The organism is Coraliomargarita sinensis (assembly GCF_003185655.1).
GTDB lineage: Bacteria > Verrucomicrobiota > Verrucomicrobiia > Opitutales > Coraliomargaritaceae > Coraliomargarita_B > Coraliomargarita_B sinensis.
In genome coordinates this window covers 1-17,428 of record NZ_QHJQ01000014.1, presented here as the reverse complement: position 1 = coordinate 17,428, position 17,428 = coordinate 1, and the positions used below count along the sequence as shown (strand labels likewise).

The window sequence follows — 17,428 nt, the reverse complement described above, 5'->3', positions numbered from 1 at the left end:
ACAATCTTTTGATGGATTCAGCACATGAAAGCACCTGCGACACCCAGGATCGAAGATTATTATCTGCCCGCTGAAGCGTTTTTCAGCAGCAACCTCCCGGTCGGCCTGACTTACGACGACATTTCGCTGGCCACGCTCTACTCCGAGGTTTTGCCAAGGCAGACGAATCTCGTCACCCGCCTCTCCAAGACTCTGGAACTGCAGATCCCGGTCATCTCCTCGGACATGGATACGGTGACCGAGTCGAAGATGGCGATCCAGATGGCCCTCAATGGGGGCATGGGGCTGATCCACTACAACATGAGCGACGAAAAGCAGGTCAAGGAAGTCGCCCGGGTGAAGAATCATATCCACGGCTTCATTCAGGAGCCGATCAAAGTCGGCCCGGATCAGACGGTCGGCGAAATTATCGAACGTATCGCCGACCGCGGCTACGGCTTCAGTACCTTCCCCGTCGTCGACGAAAACAATAAGCTCTTGGGGCTGCTCCCCGGACGAGTGGTGAAGCCGCGCTACGCCTCGCGCCTGGTTTCCGAGGGCATGACCCCTCGCGACCAAATCTACACACTTCTGGAAAAAGACATCACCAAGGACCCGATTAAGGTGGCGGACAAGTTCTTCACCGAGCACATGGGTATCCATAAGCTGCTGGTGGTCGACGATGAGGACCGTCTCCGCGGCCTGTTCACGTTATCCGACATCGAGCGGATCGAGTCGGAATCCCAGCAGTCGGTCAAACCGGCTCGCGACGACCACTTTCGCCTCATCTGCGGGGCCGCCATAGCCGCACATCGCAAGACGGATGGCTCACTCGATCGAGACCGTATCTTTGAACATGTAGGGAAGTTGGTTGATGAAGGCGTGGATGCGATCGCAGTATCGACTGCACACGGTTTTACCAAGGGTGTCGGGGATTCGGTAAAAATGATCCGTGAGGAGTTCCCCGATCTTACACTCATCGCCGGCAATGTTACTAGCGCGGAGGGTGTCGAATACCTCGCGGATGCCGGAGCCAACTCCGTTAAAATAGGCCAGGGCCCCGGCTCGATCTGCACCACTCGTGTGGTGGCGGGCGTGGGGATCCCTCAGATGACTGCGCTCTATGTGGCCTCTATCGCGGCTCAGAAGAAGGGTGTCTCGATTCTCGCCGACGGCGGCATCACCAAATCCGGCGATATGGTGAAGGCTCTGACTCTTGCCGACGGAGTGATGTGTGGCAGCCTGCTCGCGGGCTGCAATGAAGCTCCGGGCCAAATCATCGAAATCAACGGCAAACTCTATAAGCAATACCGCGGCATGGGCAGCAGCTCAGCCATGAAAGAGGGTTCTGCCGCCCGCTACGGGCACGATCGGAAGGACGTCGCCACCAAGGCCGCCGCCGAAGGTATTGAAGCCCTCAAGGAATCGGTCGGCTCGCTCTCCGGGGTGCTCCGGGATCTGGTCGGCGGTATCCAGTCCGGCATGGGTTACCTCGGTGCCAGTGACTTGGCACAGCTCCGTGCCAACGCACGCTACATTCGCGTCAGCCCCGCCGGCCAGCGTGAGTCTTCGCCGCATGACGTAATCACGGTCAAAACGAGCGACACGGAAGCATCGAAATAGAGCGAGTAGCACGACCTAAAAGGTAGTTGCCATGGACTACCGATTACCCATGTCCTCCAATACCAAATCGAAGTAATTTTGGTAGACAGACACAGTCTTTTGTAGCTATGGCAGCACACTACGACGAGGCGCGCCTACAAAATAGTGACATTCACGAACTAGAGCGAATCCAGCAGACTGGATCGGCGAATTATTCCTGCGACTCGATCAGCTCTCTGGCCTCATAGAGACGGCGCTTCATATCTATCTCCCGCATAGCCTGACGCATGGCGTTCTTGGCCTGACGGTCGTTCATGCCTTCCGTTGAAACGGGCCCTTCCCGCTGGTTCCAGCGGTCGCTGCGTTGAGTCGCCAGGGGTACGTCGTTATGACGGCCCAGTTGGATGTTCCCCATCGGGTTGCGGGCCCAGGCATAGCGAAAATGGACCGGGGTTTCGACAAAGGGGTTGGTCAGTACGATGACCGAGCGGTCGTGTACCGGACCTCCTTTGTTGTTCTCACCGGTCACCAGATGGTCGACCTCGGCCATGTGGTAGGCCTTGTCTTCACCGGCCAGGGCAAATCCAACCATTTCAGTACCGTCATCAACTGCCATCACATCGGTATTGAACTTGAGATGGAGCGCTCCATCGACCGACTTCATCTCTTCCAACACCGGAGGCATCCACTTCAAACTGTCGAATCCGTATTCGGTGGCGAGTGCCCAACGGGCAATGCGCTCACCGGCGGGCACTTTCAACTGAGGATGAAACCAGCGGCGGCGTAAGTCGTAAGTGCTGGCAAACCCCACATTCTCATCACCGGCATCGACCAACTGGCGGAAGGTTTCGTATTGCGCGGCACGGATCTCCGGCCCGATGTCGACCATCTTCTCGCAGTAGTTCTCCTCGGTCTGAGCCATGTCTGCCGTGCAAAGGGAAATGATACCGAAAGGAAGCTCCGAATCGTTAAACGCTTTCCGCCAGGCACCGATCATAAAAGGAAAGATCTCGCGGTAGATCCGAGCCCCGCGGGAGCCGTCAAAGCAGTTGTTAAAGCCCTGATGGAAGATGGCCCCCTTCACCTGAATGCCCTCGAGAGGTTGAATTAAGCCTTGGAAGCAGTTGCCGGGGCGATTTCTGTCCGCGACGGGTCCGGGCTGCTCTCCGACCGGGCGCTTCCAGCGGTTTGGAATTTCCCGGCCCTGCTCCTTTCGCTCGGCCACCTTTCTCTCGTAATTGGCCAATCGTTCTTCGAAGTCTTTCTTCGGGTCGAATTCCGCTATATTGGTATCCCACTCGTCAAGCATTTCACTCACTTCCGCATCATCCACCATGCGGGCTGCCTCGCGCGAGGTCCACGACTCTACGGTCGTGCCACCGATTGAGGTATCGACCAAACCGATCGGCACTTGACTGGCCATGTGAAGGCGACGACCGAAAACATAGCCGATGGCAGAAAGCTCTTTCACTGTCTCAGGGGAGCAGACATCCCAGTAACCCTGACGAAAATGCCGCGATGACCAGTCGCTCCACTGATACATGGAAGGAAAGTTTTCTCGCGACTTCCCATCCGTCAGGTGTGGAATGGTGATCATACGAATCTGGGGGAAATTCGCCGAGACAATTTCCAGCTCACCATTCTCCACCTTATGAATGGGAAATGCCATATTGCTCTGGCCGCCGAGTACCCAAACGTCACCAACCAGAATGTTGTCCAACACGATCTCTTTGTCCCGCCCCTTAACTACGAGCGAACGAGGCGTGCCATTTGCCTCAAGCGGCTCCAGAGTTACGGCCCAGCGGCCGTCGGCATCGGCTCGGGCGGCCAGCGACTGTCCGGCAAAACTAACCTGAATTGAATCATTGGCTGCCGCCCAGCCCCAGACCTTGAGCGGTTTGCCACGCTGGAGAACCATATTTTCCTGAAACAGGTTGTGAAGATAAAGCCCGTCGGCCTTTTCCGGGACTTTAATCAGGTCTTCACCGCGAACCAACGCTTCCTCGGCGCTGGCGCTCAGAGAGCAAAAGTGGAAAACAACTGCCAATAACAGGGATGGTAAAAAAGTAGATTTCATGGTGTGGGTCACTGGAGGTTCGGGTTTGGTGACTAACCTTTCAGGGGAGTCACAATTTCACCCGAAAGAAATAAATTCGACCAGACAAGCCATACTGAGGATACCGGCGGTCGAAACGATAACTTTTTATCGCTTTCGCTCCAACCACTTTACGACCTGGCTTCGTAGCTCGACTGGCTCAACCATTCCGGAATGACGCCAGAGCAGCTCGCCGCCTGGGGCAATAATCAATGTGTGCGGCATGGCACCGCCCCAATCCGGGTCAAAGGCCTCAGCCAGATGGTCGGGGTTACCATCGAAGAGATAGTTGTTGGTGGTTCGGCCCTCCTCCTGCACCGACTTGGCCGTGCGGGGCGAGAGCGCGGCGTGCTGCTTCTCGAGAAACTTGAGGGCCTTCCCTTTATCTTCCAGGGGATCAAGGCTGACGGTGATCAGCTCGACCGGCCGGTTTTGAAAACGGCGGTAGGTTTCAACCAGGTCGGGAAATTCGACCACGCAGGGGCCACAGGTGGTGGACCAGAAATTTACGATTCGCAACTTATCGGTGGTGTTCGCTGCCAGCGACTTGGCTGCTTCCGCATCCAGCAGGGCCAGTTTTTCCTCGATGGCTTCCCAGCGCGCCTGGTCCTTGGCGACGCTGTCTCGTTTGTAGCTCCACTTGGTCGAACAACCAAAGGCGCGTGTCGTCTTGTTTTCGACTTCCTCACCCGCAAGCAAAGCATCAATGGCATCGACAACGTAGCTCTCCCCTAGAGGCCCGGACCTTCGCTTCATATCATCAATCCGCCCATTATAGCGCAGTAGCCGGTCTTCATCGAAGATGAAAACATGTGGCGTCGCCTGCCCTCCGTAGGCCGAAATGACTTTCTGCGTGTCCCCGTCGTAGAGGTAGGGAAATTGCCAGCCGTTTTTCTCGGCGAAAGGTTTCATCTCGGGAAAAGAGTCCCCATAAACCCCGTAACCGAGTTCGTCGGGCCGCAAGGCTTTGGGGTCGTTCCCGCTGATGGCGACAAAAGCGACGCCTTTGCCCGCGTATCTTTCATAGAGCTCCGCCATCCGGGGCGCAGCGGCCCGTGCATCGGGACAATGGTTACAGGTAAACATCACCACCAGCAGCTCCGCCTCCGCAAAATCCTCGAGCGAGTGTTTCTTACCGTCTACCCCGGGGAGGGTAAAGTCGGGAGCCGGCTGGCCGATCTCTAGAACCGGCGGCGGTTGATTGGCCAAAGCAACAGTCGTGGCACTCAGGAGGATTAAAGAGAAAAGGCAGCTTACTTTTGTCATGACGGGCAGCTTGCGCGAAATCGCCCGACACGCAAACTATTCCCCTATCATCCGGCCCGCATCATGATTTTAGAGCCTGCGCGCTTCTGTGTCTTGCTATCACCCCGTGATTCTGCTTTTGAGATTTGCAGTCAGGAAAACTCTTTCAAATGGTCACACTGCTTTTCTGAATTACTTTGCAACCACGACACATTTTTTAGCGGGCCAATAACAAAGCTCAATGCTCACAAAATTCACATCTCAACTCATCGCCGACACCGGCATCTCCACCGGAGATGAAGGTAAAGGTCGCGTTATCCTCGAAATCGTCAACGAACTCCGCGAATCCACGGGACGTGAGGACGCCGTGGCGGCCGTAATGAAAGTCAACGGAGGCTCCAACTCGGGGCATACCGTGGCCGGACTGAAGCTCAATTTGCTTCCCGGTGGCGTGGCGGACCCACATGTGCCCTACTTGCCCATCGGCTCGGGCGTGGTCGCGGACCCTCGCAAGTTTCTCTGGGAGTGCGCTTACGCGGAACTGCACGGTCACGTTGCGCTGAAGCGCCTGGCGATTGACGAGCGTTGCCTCGTTTCGGACCTGTCCCACCGGTTACTCGATTTGGCCTGGGAAGACTACCGTATCCACGCCCTCGGCGGGGACCCGCGCGGCTCGACCGGTCGGGGAATCACCCCAGCCTATCTCGACGAGGTCGGTCAGTTCCAGGTGTACTACGCCGACTTTCTTGGCTCGAAAGATCACTTTGCCGAAAAACTTCGTGGCCGGGTGGATCGGGCCATGCGCGTGATTGAACATGTCTGTCAGGTCGGACCGGATCGCTGGCCCAGGTTTTTCGAGACCCTGAGCGGTGCCGAAGCGCGGGCCAACGCCGAGATCATCGAGGAAGGCAAAGTTGGAGCGGAGGAATTTGACTTCGGACAGTTCGCGGGCGAAGCGCCATTCACCCTGAAGACCGATGCATTGATTGATGCCTACTGGGCTGCGGGCCAAAAGCTCGCCGCTCAAATTTTCGACGTGCGTGAGTTGGTGCTTCGCGAGCAAGACAAGGGCAACTACATCATCGGCGAATTCGGCCAAGCTTACTGGCTGGATAAGCGACACGGCTTCCCGCCCAACGTCACCGCCTCGCACACCTTTACCCCGGAGTTTTTCCAATCGGCCGGTATTCCGGCGCAGCCGATTCACAACATCGGCTGTTGCAAGGCTTACGATACTAAAGTCGGCACCCATACCTTTATCTCCGAGATCGATCTGGACCACCCCCTCAGCACCAAATTGCGCAAGATCGAGTTTGGCGCCACCACAGGCCGCCAGCGCATGGTCGGTTGGTATGATGCCGTCGAGAAGGGGGATGCTCTTCGCTATGGGGGCTATCAGGACCTCGTACTCAACAAGCTCGACGCCCTCTCCCACTCCGGTGACTGGCAGGGTGACCTTCAGATCTGCACCGCCTACGAAGACAAGCAGGGCAACGTCATTCACCACGTGCCCCGCAATGCCAAGATGCACAAATCACTCAAGCCGGTCTATAAAATGCTCCCCGGCTGGAGCGAAGATATCTCGAATGTGCGCTCCTTTGAGGATCTGCCGGATAACGCCAGGACCTACGTGGCCTGGCTCATGCAATCCCTCATCGAAGTCGCCAATCAGGGTGACCAGCACAAAGACCGCTTACCCAACCTTCGCTACATCGGCGTCGGTCCGGACCCGAGCCAGATTATCAAAGACGTGCCTGCGACCAATGAACTCTTGAAGCTCATCTGAGCCGGTCTACATCCGCCAAAACCTACCCCGCAATGAACCAGAATTTAAGCCGCCGAAAATTCGTTCAACTTACTACCGGCGGTATGGCTCTGACTGCTGCCGGCACGGCTTTCGGCAACACACGGCACACGATTGCCGGGCCGATCCGGCGTATTGACCTCTACCCCTCCCGCTACCCGATGACGGGCTACTTCAAATTCTTTGCCGGGCCCGACGGTTCGACTGGGCGGGCCTGCATCACCATCAAAATCACCACCGACGAAGGGGTCGGCTGGGGACAATCGGTTCCGATCGCCAAGTGGAGTGACGAAACTCTTGAAACCGCAGTGGCGGCCTTGAAGAACTACTTCGCCCCCGCGCTCATCGGCCACCGTGCCGGCAATATCAACGAAGCCCATCAAAAACTCGATGCGGCCATTGCCCCCGGTTTCAGCACAAGTATGCCCATCACCCGCGCCGGGCTGGATATCGCGCTATGGGATCTACAGGGCCGCATTCGCAACAAGCCGGTTTGTGAACTTTGGGGGATGAAGCCGAAGGGCCCGATTGACCTGAGCTGGACACTTAACGTCAAAAAGATCGAGGACGTGGAAGCGGTCGCGGCACAGGGTAAGGCGCGGGGCTACCAAAACTTCAATATCAAGGTCGCGCCCGATCCGGAATTCGACGTGGAACTTGCCAGAGCCGCCCGCGCCGCCGCGCCCGATGGTTTCCTCTGGTCGGATGCCAATGGTGGCTATGACCCGGGAACTGCGCTCCAGGCCGCTCCGCGTCTGGCGGACGCCGGTGTCGATATCCTCGAAGCCCCCCTGCGCCCAAACCAGATCCTCGGCTACCAGGCCCTGAAAAAGCAGGGCGCCCTCCCCATCCTGATGGATGAAGGCGTGATCTCGCCCACCGATCTGGAGCAATTCATCGCACTGAACATGATCGACGGCATCGCCTGCAAGCCCTCCCGCTGCGGTGGCCTCACCAGCAACAAGCGACAGATTGAAATCATCAACCGCCACAAGCTCATGTGGGTGGGCAGCGGCCTGACCGACCCGGACCTTTCCCTCGCCGCTACCCTCCAGCTCTACACAGCCTTCGGCCTAAAGAAACCGGCCGCGCTGAACGGGCCACAGTTTCTTACCGCCAGTATTCTTAAGGAACCGATCTCCGATGAAGGTGGCAAAATGCACTGCCCGACCGGCCCTGGGCTCGGTGTGGAAGTGGACGAAGCGAAACTACTCTCACAGGTGGAGCAGTCAGGCTATCGGCCCATCGCTGTAGAGGCTTAAAACCTACCCATATAAGGACAGCATTGTGCCGTCCTTTACTATATTGTGTTATTGGCATCGATTTAGGCGGCGGCTTGTATCCACGCACTCATGGGCACCTTTTAGGTGAACCGAAATCGTTATCCCCCGCGTCATTCAATGAACCGTATTCTACTTGCAATCCTCGCAATCAGCCTCGGCTCCGGCCTCGCTCAGGCTAAAGACAAATACTATACCGAGGACCCGCTCTTTCACTTCACGCCCGATCCCAATGCTCCGACCAACACCATTGGTCGCCTCGGTCCCATCGGGCTCGGACTGGAACTGCGTAAGCCCAACTTCACCATGCACATCAGCAATGTGGAAGAGGGTTCTCCCGCCGCCAAAACGGGCAAGCTCAGGAAGGGGCAGATCATCGAATCGATCAACGGTGAGGTGCTGAAGGATATCGACCCTCGTGTCCAGTTGGGGAATCTGATCACCGAAATCGAAGCCAGCGATGGCGTGGTCCGCCTCATGGTAAAAGACAAGCCGAAGGCCGAAGCGTCCCCCATTGAATTCAGGATCCCCGTCCTCGGCAGCTACAGCGACACTTGGCCAATGAACTGCGCCAAGTCGGAAGCTATCGTCAAGAACATGGCTCAATACCTGCGGGAAGCGGATAACTGGGGCTGGGGTGCCGCTCTCTTCCTCCTCTCGACCGGCGACCCGCAGGACCTGGAAGCGGTGCGCCAGCGCTTCAGCGGTAAGTTGGACGGTGATAATCCGGGCTTCCCCTGGCCCATCGGTTACACCGGCATCGCCATCTGCGAATACTATCTGAAAACCGGTGACAAGAGCGTGCTGCCGGCTATCCAGGCCCGGCACGATTATTTGCTCGAAAGAGTTTACAACGACTCGTGGATGGGGCGCGGGGGCGCCAACTTCAATTACGTCGCCGGTGGTCACCTCAATGCGGCCGGGCTGCACGCGGTCACCTTCCTGCTCATGGCCAGGGAGTGCGGTGTCGATGTGGACGAGGAATTTCTCAAAAATACTTTCCGCCATCTCTACCGCTATGCGGGCCGTGGCAATGTGGCCTATGGCGACCATATGCCGGAGGGCGGGATGACCGACAACGGCAAGGTTGGCAAACTTACCTTCGTGCTTCAGGCCGCGGCCAACTTAACGCCGAAGGGAGAGCAATCGATCTATGCCAATGCCCGCGACATCAGCGCTACGAAAAGCTTTTACAACACCTCTTGGCTGTTTCACGGCCATACCGGCGGAGGCATCGGTGAGTTCTGGCGCGGCCCCGCCATGGGCATGGTCAAAGAGAAGCGCCCGTCACAATACCGCTCTTTCATGGATGAGCGCCGCTGGGTTTATGAACTGGCCCGTACCTACCAAGGCGCCTTCGGATGGGCTGCCGGACAGAACGTCAACTACACCGGCGTCAATACCGGCAAACCGAATGGCAATTATATCCCATTAATCTACACGCTCCCGCGCAAACAGCTACGGATCTTTGGGGCTCCGGCGACCCAGTATTCCCAGACCTATGAGCTGCCCGAACGCATTTGGGGCACCGCGGCGGACGATGCTTTTTATTCACTCACCCCCGGAGCCTATGCGCCCGGGAAACGAATGGATATCTCCCACGAAACCATTCCCAACAGTGCATCCAAGGAAATCTTCAAACGGATCAAAGCGAACGACGTGACAGAAGAGGTTTTGCATGCCTATGCTTTGCATATCGACCAGGGCATACGCGACTCGACCGTGGCGCAAATTCGCAAGCGTGGCTGGGATCATATTATCATGAAGCTGCTCCGCTCGGAGGACCCGCGCGGCCGCCACTCCGGGCTCATGGGCGTCGGCGCTTTGCCCAAGCCCATGTCCGATCAAGTGGCCGGCATCCTCATTGATATGATTGAGGACGAAAACGAATCCTGGTGGGTCGTCATGGAAGCACTGCAACAGCTTCAGAACGCCAGCGCGGACCAACTCGGTCCCCACCTCGCTGCCATAGAAAAGTGGCTCAATCACTCTGATTGGTGGCTGCAGGCCTCGGCCATGCGGGCGGCCACGCCTCTGGTCACGGACGAGCGCTATTACAAGCAGTTGATCCCTGCGATCGCGGAACTCATGTCCACCAGCCAGCGCGCCAGTATGCCGCGCTATTTCAACGACATTGCCAAGCAATGCCGGAAGGCACCCAGGGCGGTTCAAGAGTTTGCCAGAGAACATTTCTCTCAAGCCTATGCCCAATACCCCGAAATGATCGCGGCACCTGGTGGGCAGGATATGTCGAACGGCACCAACTATATGCTGCGGCACGCCGCCAAGGCGGTCGCCCAAACTCCGGGGGGATTGGACGCGCTCTATGCCGTGGCTAAAAAACGCTTTCCGAACGCCTCGCTGCCTCACAAGGAACTCTACCTTGAAGCCGATCCGCAACGCCTCGGACCGGAACTTCAGGAGTCCATGCGGAAAATTATCCTGGAGGATCTGATTCCGGAATACATCGGCAAAGGGCATCACCCGCAATCCAATCGTGGCTACCTAATGAACGAAGCCACCAGCAGCGAACCGCTCGACTGGGGCTTCTACTATCGCGAACCGCGCATGGCCGGACTGGTCGAACTCTACCAGCGTGCGGGTATCGACGACTACAACTGGAAGGATTACGGCCCCAAGTGGACCGAGATGACCTGGCAATACCATACTTTCGATCCACCGGAACAGAAGACCCTTGGCACCGGCACCCGATTCCGTGAAGTCACCGTCCCGGCAGGCATGGAAGATTGGTTCAAGCCGGGCTTTGATCCCCGGAAGGCGGGCTGGAAGAGCGGCCAGCAACCCTTCGGTCAAAAGAACGGCGAACTCGTCGAGCGCCTGCGCGGTTGTGGTTACGACTTCTGCCGCTGTAACGAACCCATGCAGACGCTGTGGAAAAACGAAGCCATGCTGATGCACGGCAAATTCCATTTTCCCGAATTCAAGGAAGGCCACCGCTACCGTATACTCGTCGGGGGAATGTCTCATGTAAACGCCGGTGATGGTTTCCGGGTCTACGTCGGGGGAGAGCAGATGTTCGAGCGTGAGCGCGGCGTCGGCCGCCGGGAAGGTGCCAAACCCTTAACCTACTACATCGACAAGGCCTGGTGGCCGAACTTCGCTCAGGATAAAACCACCATCGCCGCTATGAGCTTCCTGCGGATGGGGCAAAACTCCAGCCGTCGCCACTTCTCAATCTGGCTGCAGGAAATGAAAGCACCACCTATGGGCCGGGACGTGATTCTTCACTCCGCCACTAAGACGCCCATGCGTTCGGCTGAATGGCAATCGCTACAGGATACCATGCGCAACACCGGTGAGGACGATGGCAAGTATGTCTGGGATGGCGAGTACGTGCCCAATCCCAAGGTTCAGGGCTCCTGGACCCAACTCGGCCAGGTCCAGTCAATTGAAGAATTCGTACCCGGCGAACCGATTAAACGTAATCGTCGAGCGCGCTTCCAGGAAATCACCTTCATGGAAGATGGTGCAACCGGCGATGGTCTCGTCATCTGGTCGGACAATATGTTGCTGGACCTGAGGAAAAACGAAGCTCTGCGAATCACGCCCGAGACCATCAACGGCATGGAATATCTCTTTATCGAAGCCGGTGGCTTCAACACGAGAGAAGGCCCGGACTGGACGCCCCCACTTTTTGTAATGAAGCGCAATCAGGGATAATACCGCATCGATACCCTTCGACTATCCGCCTACTCCCCTTGGTAACTCAAAACGATCCGGCGCTTATGGCTCCGGGCCCGGTGTTCCCAAAGAAAGACGCCCTGCCAGGTGCCTAGGCACAGGCGGCCATTCTTAAACGGAATCACCTCGGTCGTGCGGGTCAGCGCCATCTTGATGTGACTCGGCATATCATCAGGCCCCTCGTAGGTATGGGTAAAGTGCGGGTCGTCCTCCGGCACGAGGCGATCAATAAAACCCTCCAGGTCACGGCGCGCGGACGGGTCGGCGTTTTCCATAATCACGAGACTACAGCTCGTATGACAGCAGAAGACTGTTACTGTGCCTTCGTTGTATCCGGACTCGAGGAGCCCCTCTTCAATCATATGAGTGAATTCCGACGTCGATTTGCCTGAAGCCACAACTTCGATTTCTTTGGTATGTACTGACATGGTACTCTAATCAAAATCAGCCAACAACATGTGTGAAGGTTAATCGCCGGACTGCATTTCACCCTTCACACATCAACGCATCCATCTAGTTTAAATGTTATGATTCGGGAGTTTTTCGTCATCGGCCTGATTACCCTCTTGGGAGCATGCTATTCTCTGCTCAGTGGCTTGGCACCACTGCCATGGTCGGAGCCTGAATTATTGCCGGGCGAAATACGCTTACAGGATGCCCGCGTGCTCGACGTCATCTGGGTGGATGCGCGCGATGAGACCGCTTTTGCCCGCGACCACGCCCCGGAAGCTTTGCTTTACGACCAGGCGGACCCAGCCGGTAGCATAGCCGATATTTTGGAGCAATGGCTCCAGAATCCGAGGGTGATTGTGGTTTATTGTTCGGATGAAGGCTGCGGAACGAGCAAGAAAGTTGCCGAAGAATTGCGCGCTAATCTACCGGACGCCGAGATTTACAGTCTGAAAGGAGGTTGGTCTGCATGGTCGAAGTGAATCAAAGAACCATCCCCCTCCTCATCTCACGCCTGGTACTGGCCTGGGTTTTTATCAGCGCCGGACTTCCCAAGGTGCAGGACCCAGTGGCCTTTTCCACATCGATTGAAGGCTATCGTCTTATCAGCGGAAGCCCCGCGCTTTGGACCGCTATCATTCTCCCCTGGCTGGAACTGATTATCGGCTTCGGCTTGCTCACGCCATGGCTACGACGGGCGAGTGCATGCATCATGGTCGCCCTACTCTGCTTATTTATCACATTGCACGGAAGCGCCTGGACCCGGGGGCTGGATATCAATTGCGGCTGCTTCGGAAAAAGTACGGACAGCCCGGAGTACCACTGGTTGATCTTGAGAAATCTCGTCCTGTTAATCATAACAATTTTCATCTTGCGCGCCTCGTGCAGGAACAAGAGAACCCCAAAAAGCTCTAACTGATTTATGCGCTTATCCATCATACTTCCCGCACTTTGCCTTTGCCTGGTCCATATGCTTTCGGCCTCAGACCTGAGTTGGGACCGCACAGAAGTGAAACTGGAAATGAAACCGGACCAGAAAGAGGTCCGCGCCAGTTTCAAGGTAACCAATAAAGGCGAGGATCGCATACGCATTTCGCGCATCAAAACAAGCTGTGGTTGTACCGGATCCATCATTGACCGAAAGATTCTCAAGCCCGGAGATACCACGGAAATCATTGCCACCTTCAACAAAGGTAAACGTCAGGGGCTGAACCGCCTGCAGCTGGATGTCTTTATCGATAGTCAGGCTGAAGCAGTCGCAACCTTGCGCATGAATGTGGAGATTCCGGAACTTGTCGAAGCCACGCCTCGGGTTGTTTACTGGAGCCCCTCCGGTTCCAAGAGCGAGCGGCGCGTCACCGTCACCCTCGACGAGCGTTACGTCGATTCCATCCAGAGCATCGGCTACGATAGCGACAAGTTAAACGTGGTCGAAGAGAAGGCCCCCGGGGATAACGCAAGCCGCACCCTGCGTATCACACCGAAGTCATACGATGAGCTCTACCGGGGAACCGTCGTCGTCAAGGCCAAGCGGAAAGACGGCCGCAGTGCGGAGACACAAATCCTGACACTGGTTCAGCCTTAGGGCGAAATTTCTATTTCTTTCCCTTTTTGTCTTTTTTGGACTTCTTGCCCTTCTTCTTTTTCTTCTTCCCGCGCAGCAGCTTTTTGACCTTCTTGCGCTGGTCTTCGCGCACGATGTAGCCAATGCAGTTGTCTGCCCCGCATTCACAGGGGTGGTCGAGAAAGTGCTCCATGTCGTAGCCGTAATCGTAGGTCAGTTCTTCACCGTCCTTGATATCCTTACGGGCCACGATCCAGATCTCCCCGTCGTAATTGATCGCTTCGCAATTCCCATCGCAGGAGTGGTTCATGTAGCGGGCCGGATTACGACCGCGGCGACCGTCCAAGTCCCACTCGTCATCGAGCTCAAAAATATAAACCAGTCCGGCTCCCGTCTTGCGCGCCTTCTCCTCCCATTCGAGAGCGCGCCGGGTGGATTCTTCCTTAGAAATTTTTTCTCCGATATACTGGATGATATCGGTTCCCGCTTCGATATCGGCGGTGGCGAAGAGTCCGCGTTTATGGATTGGCGATGAGTCGACTTTGCAAAGGCGTTTCGGCATAATGATATTCAAATCTTAATCGTATTTTTCATCCTAATCTTAATCTACGGCAATCAGGTCAACCCAAGAGAATTGGGATTAAGATTACAAATAGGAGCATGAGAAAAAATCACTCGGCTTTCAGGTTCCTCCTCATCAAGGCTTGAATGCCTTCCTCCGGATTGAGCGCTTCGTAGAGAACGGCATGAATCGTACCGAGTATGGGCGCATCGATCTTCTGCTGCCTGCAGTAACGGTAGAGACATTCTGTTGCCCGGTAGCCTTCAACCACGGTCTTCTGGTTTTCGATGATGGATTCCGGAGCCTCCCCCTCCCCCACTTTTTCGCCGAAGGTCCGGTTACGACTCCAGGCGCCGGTACAGGTGGCGATCAAATCCCCAAAGCCGCTCAGCCCGTAAAAGGTGTCCGCTTGCCCACCCAGTGAAGTACCCAAAGCGAGTAATTCATTCAGGCTTCGCGTCAAATAAGCGGCTTTGGCATTATCGCCCAGCTTCAGCCCGTCACAGATCCCGGAACCGATGGCATAGATATTCTTGAGTGTGCCGCCCAGCTCGGTACCTCGAACATCATGGGACAGGTAGCAACGCATCGAGCTGTTACTGAATGCTTCCTGATAGCGGTTGCCGTCCTCCAATCCTCTCGGCAATGCCAGGACCACCGCAGTGGGTTGCCCAGCCGCCACCTCACCCGCGTAAGTCGGACCGGAAAGAACACCGCAGTGTAAGCCGGGCAAGGACTCTTCAAGGATCTCAGCCGGCGCCTTGAAGCTATCCAGTTCGAGCCCCTTGCACATCACAAGACAGAGCTTGAGCTGACGGGCCGCTTCCAGATGAGGCCGAACTTTTCCGGCCAGATCACGAATCGCTTTGGAGGGGCAGGCGAAAAAAACCACGTCCGCCTCCATCAGCACTGGTCCGATCTCGTAACCGATCTGAATACGGTGCGGCAACTTGTAGCCCGGTAAATAATCGGAGTTCTCGCGGGAGGATGCGATCGAGAGCGCATGCTCCATCCGACGCGGGACCAAAGTGACTGAGTGGCCGCAACGATCAAGATGCAAGGCCATCGCGGTGCCCCAGGCACCTGCTCCTAAGATACAACAATTCATGAGGGAAACTTTCGATTACGTACGTCCTCCGCGTAGTTGGCAAAGGCCTTACGCGCTTCCTCCCCGAGTTGTGCATACTGCCGCACAAAGGATGGCACATAGCCGGCAGTCATCCCGAGGAGATCATTACAAACCAGAATCTGTCCGTCGCAATGCGGGCCGCTGCCGATCCCGATCAGTGGGATCTTAAGCTCACCGGCGATGGTACCGGCTACCGTGCCGTCGATCATTTCGCAGATCACCGCGAAGCATCCCGCTTTCTCCAAAGCCAGCGCGTCGTCGACCAGCACACTTTTCTCCGCATCACTGCGCCCGAACTTGCGGTATCCACCCAACTGGTGAAAATTCTGTGGGAGTAAGCCAATATGACCGAGCACGGGGATACCGGCTTGAACAAGGCGCTCAATTTTAGGAGCGATCAAGGCACCACCTTCGATTTTAACCGCCTCGGCTCCGGCTTCCTGCATGAGGCGGCGGCAGGCATCCAGCAGCTTGGTAAACTCATCATGCGCGACGGCGAAAGGCACGTCGGCCACGAGAAGCGCACCCGGATTGGCCCGCGCAACAGCCGCGGTATGGTGCAGCATCATTTCAAGCGTGACCGGAACCGTAGTATCGAAGCCCAACTGAGTCGTGCCCACGGAGTCGCCGACCAGGAGCAAATCGACCCCGGCCTCGTCGGCATAGCGAGCCATCGCGGTGTCATATGCGGTCACCGCCACAACAGCACGTTCCCCTTTGAGCAGGGAAATCGTCTGCGTACTTATTTTGTCTGCATCCATTGAAAATAAATTGAACTTTTATGGAAGAGGGATGACTCTTCTGATGCGAACCAAAAGTGACCCTGAAAAATTAATCCGAATGCTCCACCGATTCTTTAAATGGCGATACGAACGACAGGCTCGGTCGGGTGCGTTCAAACTGCCTAAAAGTGGACGGAGCGATAAGCCGGAAAGGGCAAACCTGGGAAGTTATCTCTCACACACGTCCGGGCACAGCCGCGGTTTCCGGCCCTTTGACCAGCCACGCAAGCGACGCAAATTCATGCAATACCTGGCCACACTGCTGATCATCGCACTGGTGGCCTGGGTCACCTATGAGAGCTTGATCGCTTTAGCTCTGATCGGGAAGTAATGGGCCCCACAAGTCGGCTAAAGTTCTTCTAACTGAGGTTTCACCTTGGTTTCGTAGCATCGCGGGCAGACACTGTGACTGAAAACCGTGCCTGTGCGGTTATTCAAATAGGTTTCCACCTGTTGCCAGTAGTTATTATCGTCGCGCACGTTTTTACAGTAGGAACAGATCGGCAACATGCTCTCCAGATTGCTGATCTCCGTGGTGTAGCGGAGAATACGCTCAGCCACTTTGAGCCGCATCCAGATCAGGTCCCGATCCAGGGGCTTCGTCATAAAATCGTCGATGCCCGCGTTCATTGCCTCGATATAGGTCTCATTTCCCTGCTGCACGTTAGCCGTGAGTAAAATAAAATAAGTGTATTCCGTCGAATGACGCTGACGCACTTTACGGCAGAAATCGAGCCCGTCCATTTCCGGCATCAACCAGTCACTCACAATCACCCGGTAAGGATTGTTGTCGTATTCTTCCCAAGCCTCCGCTCCGTTGCTGAACACCTTCACCGTATGCCCGAACTGCTTCAACGTCGTCTTCAGGAGATTCCGCGAAATCATGTCATCTTCGGCAATCAGGATATTCATGATGCGCTGATAGAAGAACATACGCCTACGGTCAAGAAGTGCCGTTCTCTTCTTATCAGAATCAGCACATTTTACCCGAACACCTGCTTCCTCAACCCCTGAACCGTGGCAAGATCCTGCCAGTCGGCTCCGCGCAGTAGATTCGGTTTGGGCGGATATTTTCGTTTTTTCTCCCGTTGCCAGGCCCCAGCGTAGCTCCGGACGAAGTCCTGACTGCCCAGGATGGCCCCATCGGTGAAGTAGCGCACCCGGCAGCGCAGCACAGTAGCTTTCGGCAGGAGCGCATCCTCTTTTTCAAGTACCTTCAGCGCCTTCTTCCGGC

At 56.1% G+C, this 17,428-nt stretch carries 15 protein-coding genes and 1 pseudogene; 8 read left to right on the top strand and 8 right to left on the bottom strand.

Features of this window, described 5'->3' with window-relative positions; all coding sequences use genetic code 11:
* The first annotated feature begins 24 nt into the window (after window positions 1-24).
* Entirely contained in the window at window positions 25-1,602 is a 1,578-nt protein-coding gene (guaB, locus tag DDZ13_RS14305; RefSeq protein ID WP_110132145.1) for an IMP dehydrogenase, read from the top strand.
* 190 nt (window positions 1,603-1,792) lie between these two features.
* Here the strand turns inward: guaB and DDZ13_RS14300 are convergent, their stop codons facing one another.
* Both DDZ13_RS14300 and DDZ13_RS14295 read right to left on the bottom strand, forming a co-directional pair.
* Window positions 1,793-3,658: a sialate O-acetylesterase gene (locus tag DDZ13_RS14300; RefSeq protein ID WP_110132144.1), complete on the bottom strand. Its 1,866-nt coding sequence runs from the start codon at window positions 3,656-3,658 to the stop codon at window positions 1,793-1,795.
* Window positions 3,659-3,784: 126 nt separating this feature from the next.
* Window positions 3,785-4,942 carry a redoxin domain-containing protein gene (locus tag DDZ13_RS14295; protein ID WP_110132143.1) on the bottom strand — a complete coding sequence of 386 codons (1,158 nt, stop codon included), beginning with the start codon at window positions 4,940-4,942 and terminating at the stop codon, window positions 3,785-3,787.
* A 220-nt stretch (window positions 4,943-5,162) separates the two neighbouring features.
* On the opposite strand from DDZ13_RS14295, the gene DDZ13_RS14290 reads away from it, so the two are divergent.
* The 3 genes from DDZ13_RS14290 (at window position 5,163) to DDZ13_RS14280 (ending at window position 11,686) form a co-directional block, all read left to right on the top strand.
* A complete protein-coding gene (locus tag DDZ13_RS14290; protein ID WP_110132142.1) occupies window positions 5,163-6,707 on the top strand; it encodes an adenylosuccinate synthetase in 1,545 nt (514 codons plus the stop codon).
* Window positions 6,708-6,739: 32 nt separating this feature from the next.
* Window positions 6,740-7,987, top strand: coding sequence for a mandelate racemase/muconate lactonizing enzyme family protein (locus DDZ13_RS14285; protein WP_110132141.1), 1,248 nt, complete (start codon window positions 6,740-6,742; stop codon window positions 7,985-7,987).
* 138 nt (window positions 7,988-8,125) lie between these two features.
* Window positions 8,126-11,686, top strand: coding sequence for a DUF6288 domain-containing protein (locus DDZ13_RS14280; protein ID WP_110132140.1), 3,561 nt, complete (start codon window positions 8,126-8,128; stop codon window positions 11,684-11,686).
* 29 nt (window positions 11,687-11,715) lie between these two features.
* Here DDZ13_RS14280 and DDZ13_RS14275 read toward each other — a convergent pair whose 3' ends face one another.
* Window positions 11,716-12,135: a secondary thiamine-phosphate synthase enzyme YjbQ gene (locus DDZ13_RS14275; protein WP_110132139.1), complete on the bottom strand. Its 420-nt coding sequence runs from the start codon at window positions 12,133-12,135 to the stop codon at window positions 11,716-11,718.
* A 99-nt stretch (window positions 12,136-12,234) separates the two neighbouring features.
* Here DDZ13_RS14275 and DDZ13_RS14270 point away from each other — a divergent pair, with 99 nt between their 5' ends.
* From DDZ13_RS14270 to DDZ13_RS14260, 3 genes are read left to right on the top strand one after another with little or no spacing between them, the layout of a single operon-like run.
* Complete coding sequence (locus tag DDZ13_RS14270) at window positions 12,235-12,639, top strand: rhodanese-like domain-containing protein (protein ID WP_110132138.1); 405 nt, start codon at window positions 12,235-12,237, stop codon at window positions 12,637-12,639.
* Window positions 12,636-13,076 (top strand): MauE/DoxX family redox-associated membrane protein, encoded by a 441-nt coding sequence (locus DDZ13_RS14265; protein ID WP_158279934.1) that lies wholly within the window; start codon window positions 12,636-12,638, stop codon window positions 13,074-13,076. The genes DDZ13_RS14270 and DDZ13_RS14265 overlap by 4 nt, the downstream gene beginning before the upstream one ends.
* Window positions 13,077-13,079: 3 nt before the next feature.
* A complete protein-coding gene (locus tag DDZ13_RS14260; protein WP_110132136.1) occupies window positions 13,080-13,742 on the top strand; it encodes a DUF1573 domain-containing protein in 663 nt (220 codons plus the stop codon).
* A 10-nt stretch (window positions 13,743-13,752) separates the two neighbouring features.
* On the opposite strand, the gene DDZ13_RS14255 is transcribed toward DDZ13_RS14260, so the two are convergent.
* From DDZ13_RS14255 to panB, 3 genes are all read right to left on the bottom strand, one after another.
* Window positions 13,753-14,283, bottom strand: a complete 531-nt coding sequence (locus DDZ13_RS14255) for an SET domain-containing protein (protein WP_110132135.1) — start codon at window positions 14,281-14,283, stop codon at window positions 13,753-13,755.
* Window positions 14,284-14,392: 109 nt separating this feature from the next.
* Window positions 14,393-15,391 (bottom strand): NAD(P)H-dependent glycerol-3-phosphate dehydrogenase, encoded by a 999-nt coding sequence (locus DDZ13_RS14250; protein ID WP_110132134.1) that lies wholly within the window; start codon window positions 15,389-15,391, stop codon window positions 14,393-14,395.
* Complete coding sequence (gene panB / locus DDZ13_RS14245; RefSeq protein WP_110132133.1) at window positions 15,388-16,173, bottom strand: 3-methyl-2-oxobutanoate hydroxymethyltransferase; 786 nt, start codon at window positions 16,171-16,173, stop codon at window positions 15,388-15,390. The genes DDZ13_RS14250 and panB overlap by 4 nt, the downstream gene beginning before the upstream one ends.
* A gap of 79 nt (window positions 16,174-16,252) precedes the next feature.
* Between panB and DDZ13_RS14240 the strand changes: the two genes are divergently transcribed.
* Window positions 16,253-16,525, top strand: a complete 273-nt coding sequence (locus tag DDZ13_RS14240) for a hypothetical protein (RefSeq protein WP_146209387.1) — start codon at window positions 16,253-16,255, stop codon at window positions 16,523-16,525.
* Between the two features lie 17 nt (window positions 16,526-16,542).
* Here DDZ13_RS14240 and DDZ13_RS14235 read toward each other — a convergent pair whose 3' ends face one another.
* Window positions 16,543-17,127 carry a response regulator gene (locus DDZ13_RS14235; protein ID WP_233246173.1) on the bottom strand — a complete coding sequence of 195 codons (585 nt, stop codon included), beginning with the start codon at window positions 17,125-17,127 and terminating at the stop codon, window positions 16,543-16,545.
* Between the two features lie 50 nt (window positions 17,128-17,177).
* Window positions 17,178-17,428: pseudogene (locus tag DDZ13_RS15545) on the bottom strand (transposase); the annotation flags it as partial.

Excerpts from the sequence above, each read along its gene's own strand:
- guaB (WP_110132145.1), top strand. The coding sequence starts at position 25 with ATGAAAGCACCTGCGACACCCAGGATCGAAGATTATTATCTGCCCGCT.
- DDZ13_RS14300 (WP_110132144.1), bottom strand. The coding sequence starts at position 3,658 with ATGAAATCTACTTTTTTACCATCCCTGTTATTGGCAGTTGTTTTCCAC.
- DDZ13_RS14295 (WP_110132143.1), bottom strand. The coding sequence starts at position 4,942 with ATGACAAAAGTAAGCTGCCTTTTCTCTTTAATCCTCCTGAGTGCCACG.
- DDZ13_RS14290 (WP_110132142.1), top strand. The coding sequence starts at position 5,163 with ATGCTCACAAAATTCACATCTCAACTCATCGCCGACACCGGCATCTCC.
- DDZ13_RS14285 (WP_110132141.1), top strand. The coding sequence starts at position 6,740 with ATGAACCAGAATTTAAGCCGCCGAAAATTCGTTCAACTTACTACCGGC.
- DDZ13_RS14280 (WP_110132140.1), top strand. The coding sequence starts at position 8,126 with ATGAACCGTATTCTACTTGCAATCCTCGCAATCAGCCTCGGCTCCGGC.
- DDZ13_RS14275 (WP_110132139.1), bottom strand. The coding sequence starts at position 12,135 with ATGTCAGTACATACCAAAGAAATCGAAGTTGTGGCTTCAGGCAAATCG.
- DDZ13_RS14270 (WP_110132138.1), top strand. The coding sequence starts at position 12,235 with ATGATTCGGGAGTTTTTCGTCATCGGCCTGATTACCCTCTTGGGAGCA.
- DDZ13_RS14260 (WP_110132136.1), top strand. The coding sequence starts at position 13,080 with ATGCGCTTATCCATCATACTTCCCGCACTTTGCCTTTGCCTGGTCCAT.
- DDZ13_RS14255 (WP_110132135.1), bottom strand. The coding sequence starts at position 14,283 with ATGCCGAAACGCCTTTGCAAAGTCGACTCATCGCCAATCCATAAACGC.
- DDZ13_RS14250 (WP_110132134.1), bottom strand. The coding sequence starts at position 15,391 with ATGAATTGTTGTATCTTAGGAGCAGGTGCCTGGGGCACCGCGATGGCC.
- panB (WP_110132133.1), bottom strand. The coding sequence starts at position 16,173 with ATGGATGCAGACAAAATAAGTACGCAGACGATTTCCCTGCTCAAAGGG.
- DDZ13_RS14240 (WP_146209387.1), top strand. The coding sequence starts at position 16,253 with ATGCTCCACCGATTCTTTAAATGGCGATACGAACGACAGGCTCGGTCG.
- DDZ13_RS14235 (WP_233246173.1), bottom strand. The coding sequence starts at position 17,127 with ATGTTCTTCTATCAGCGCATCATGAATATCCTGATTGCCGAAGATGAC.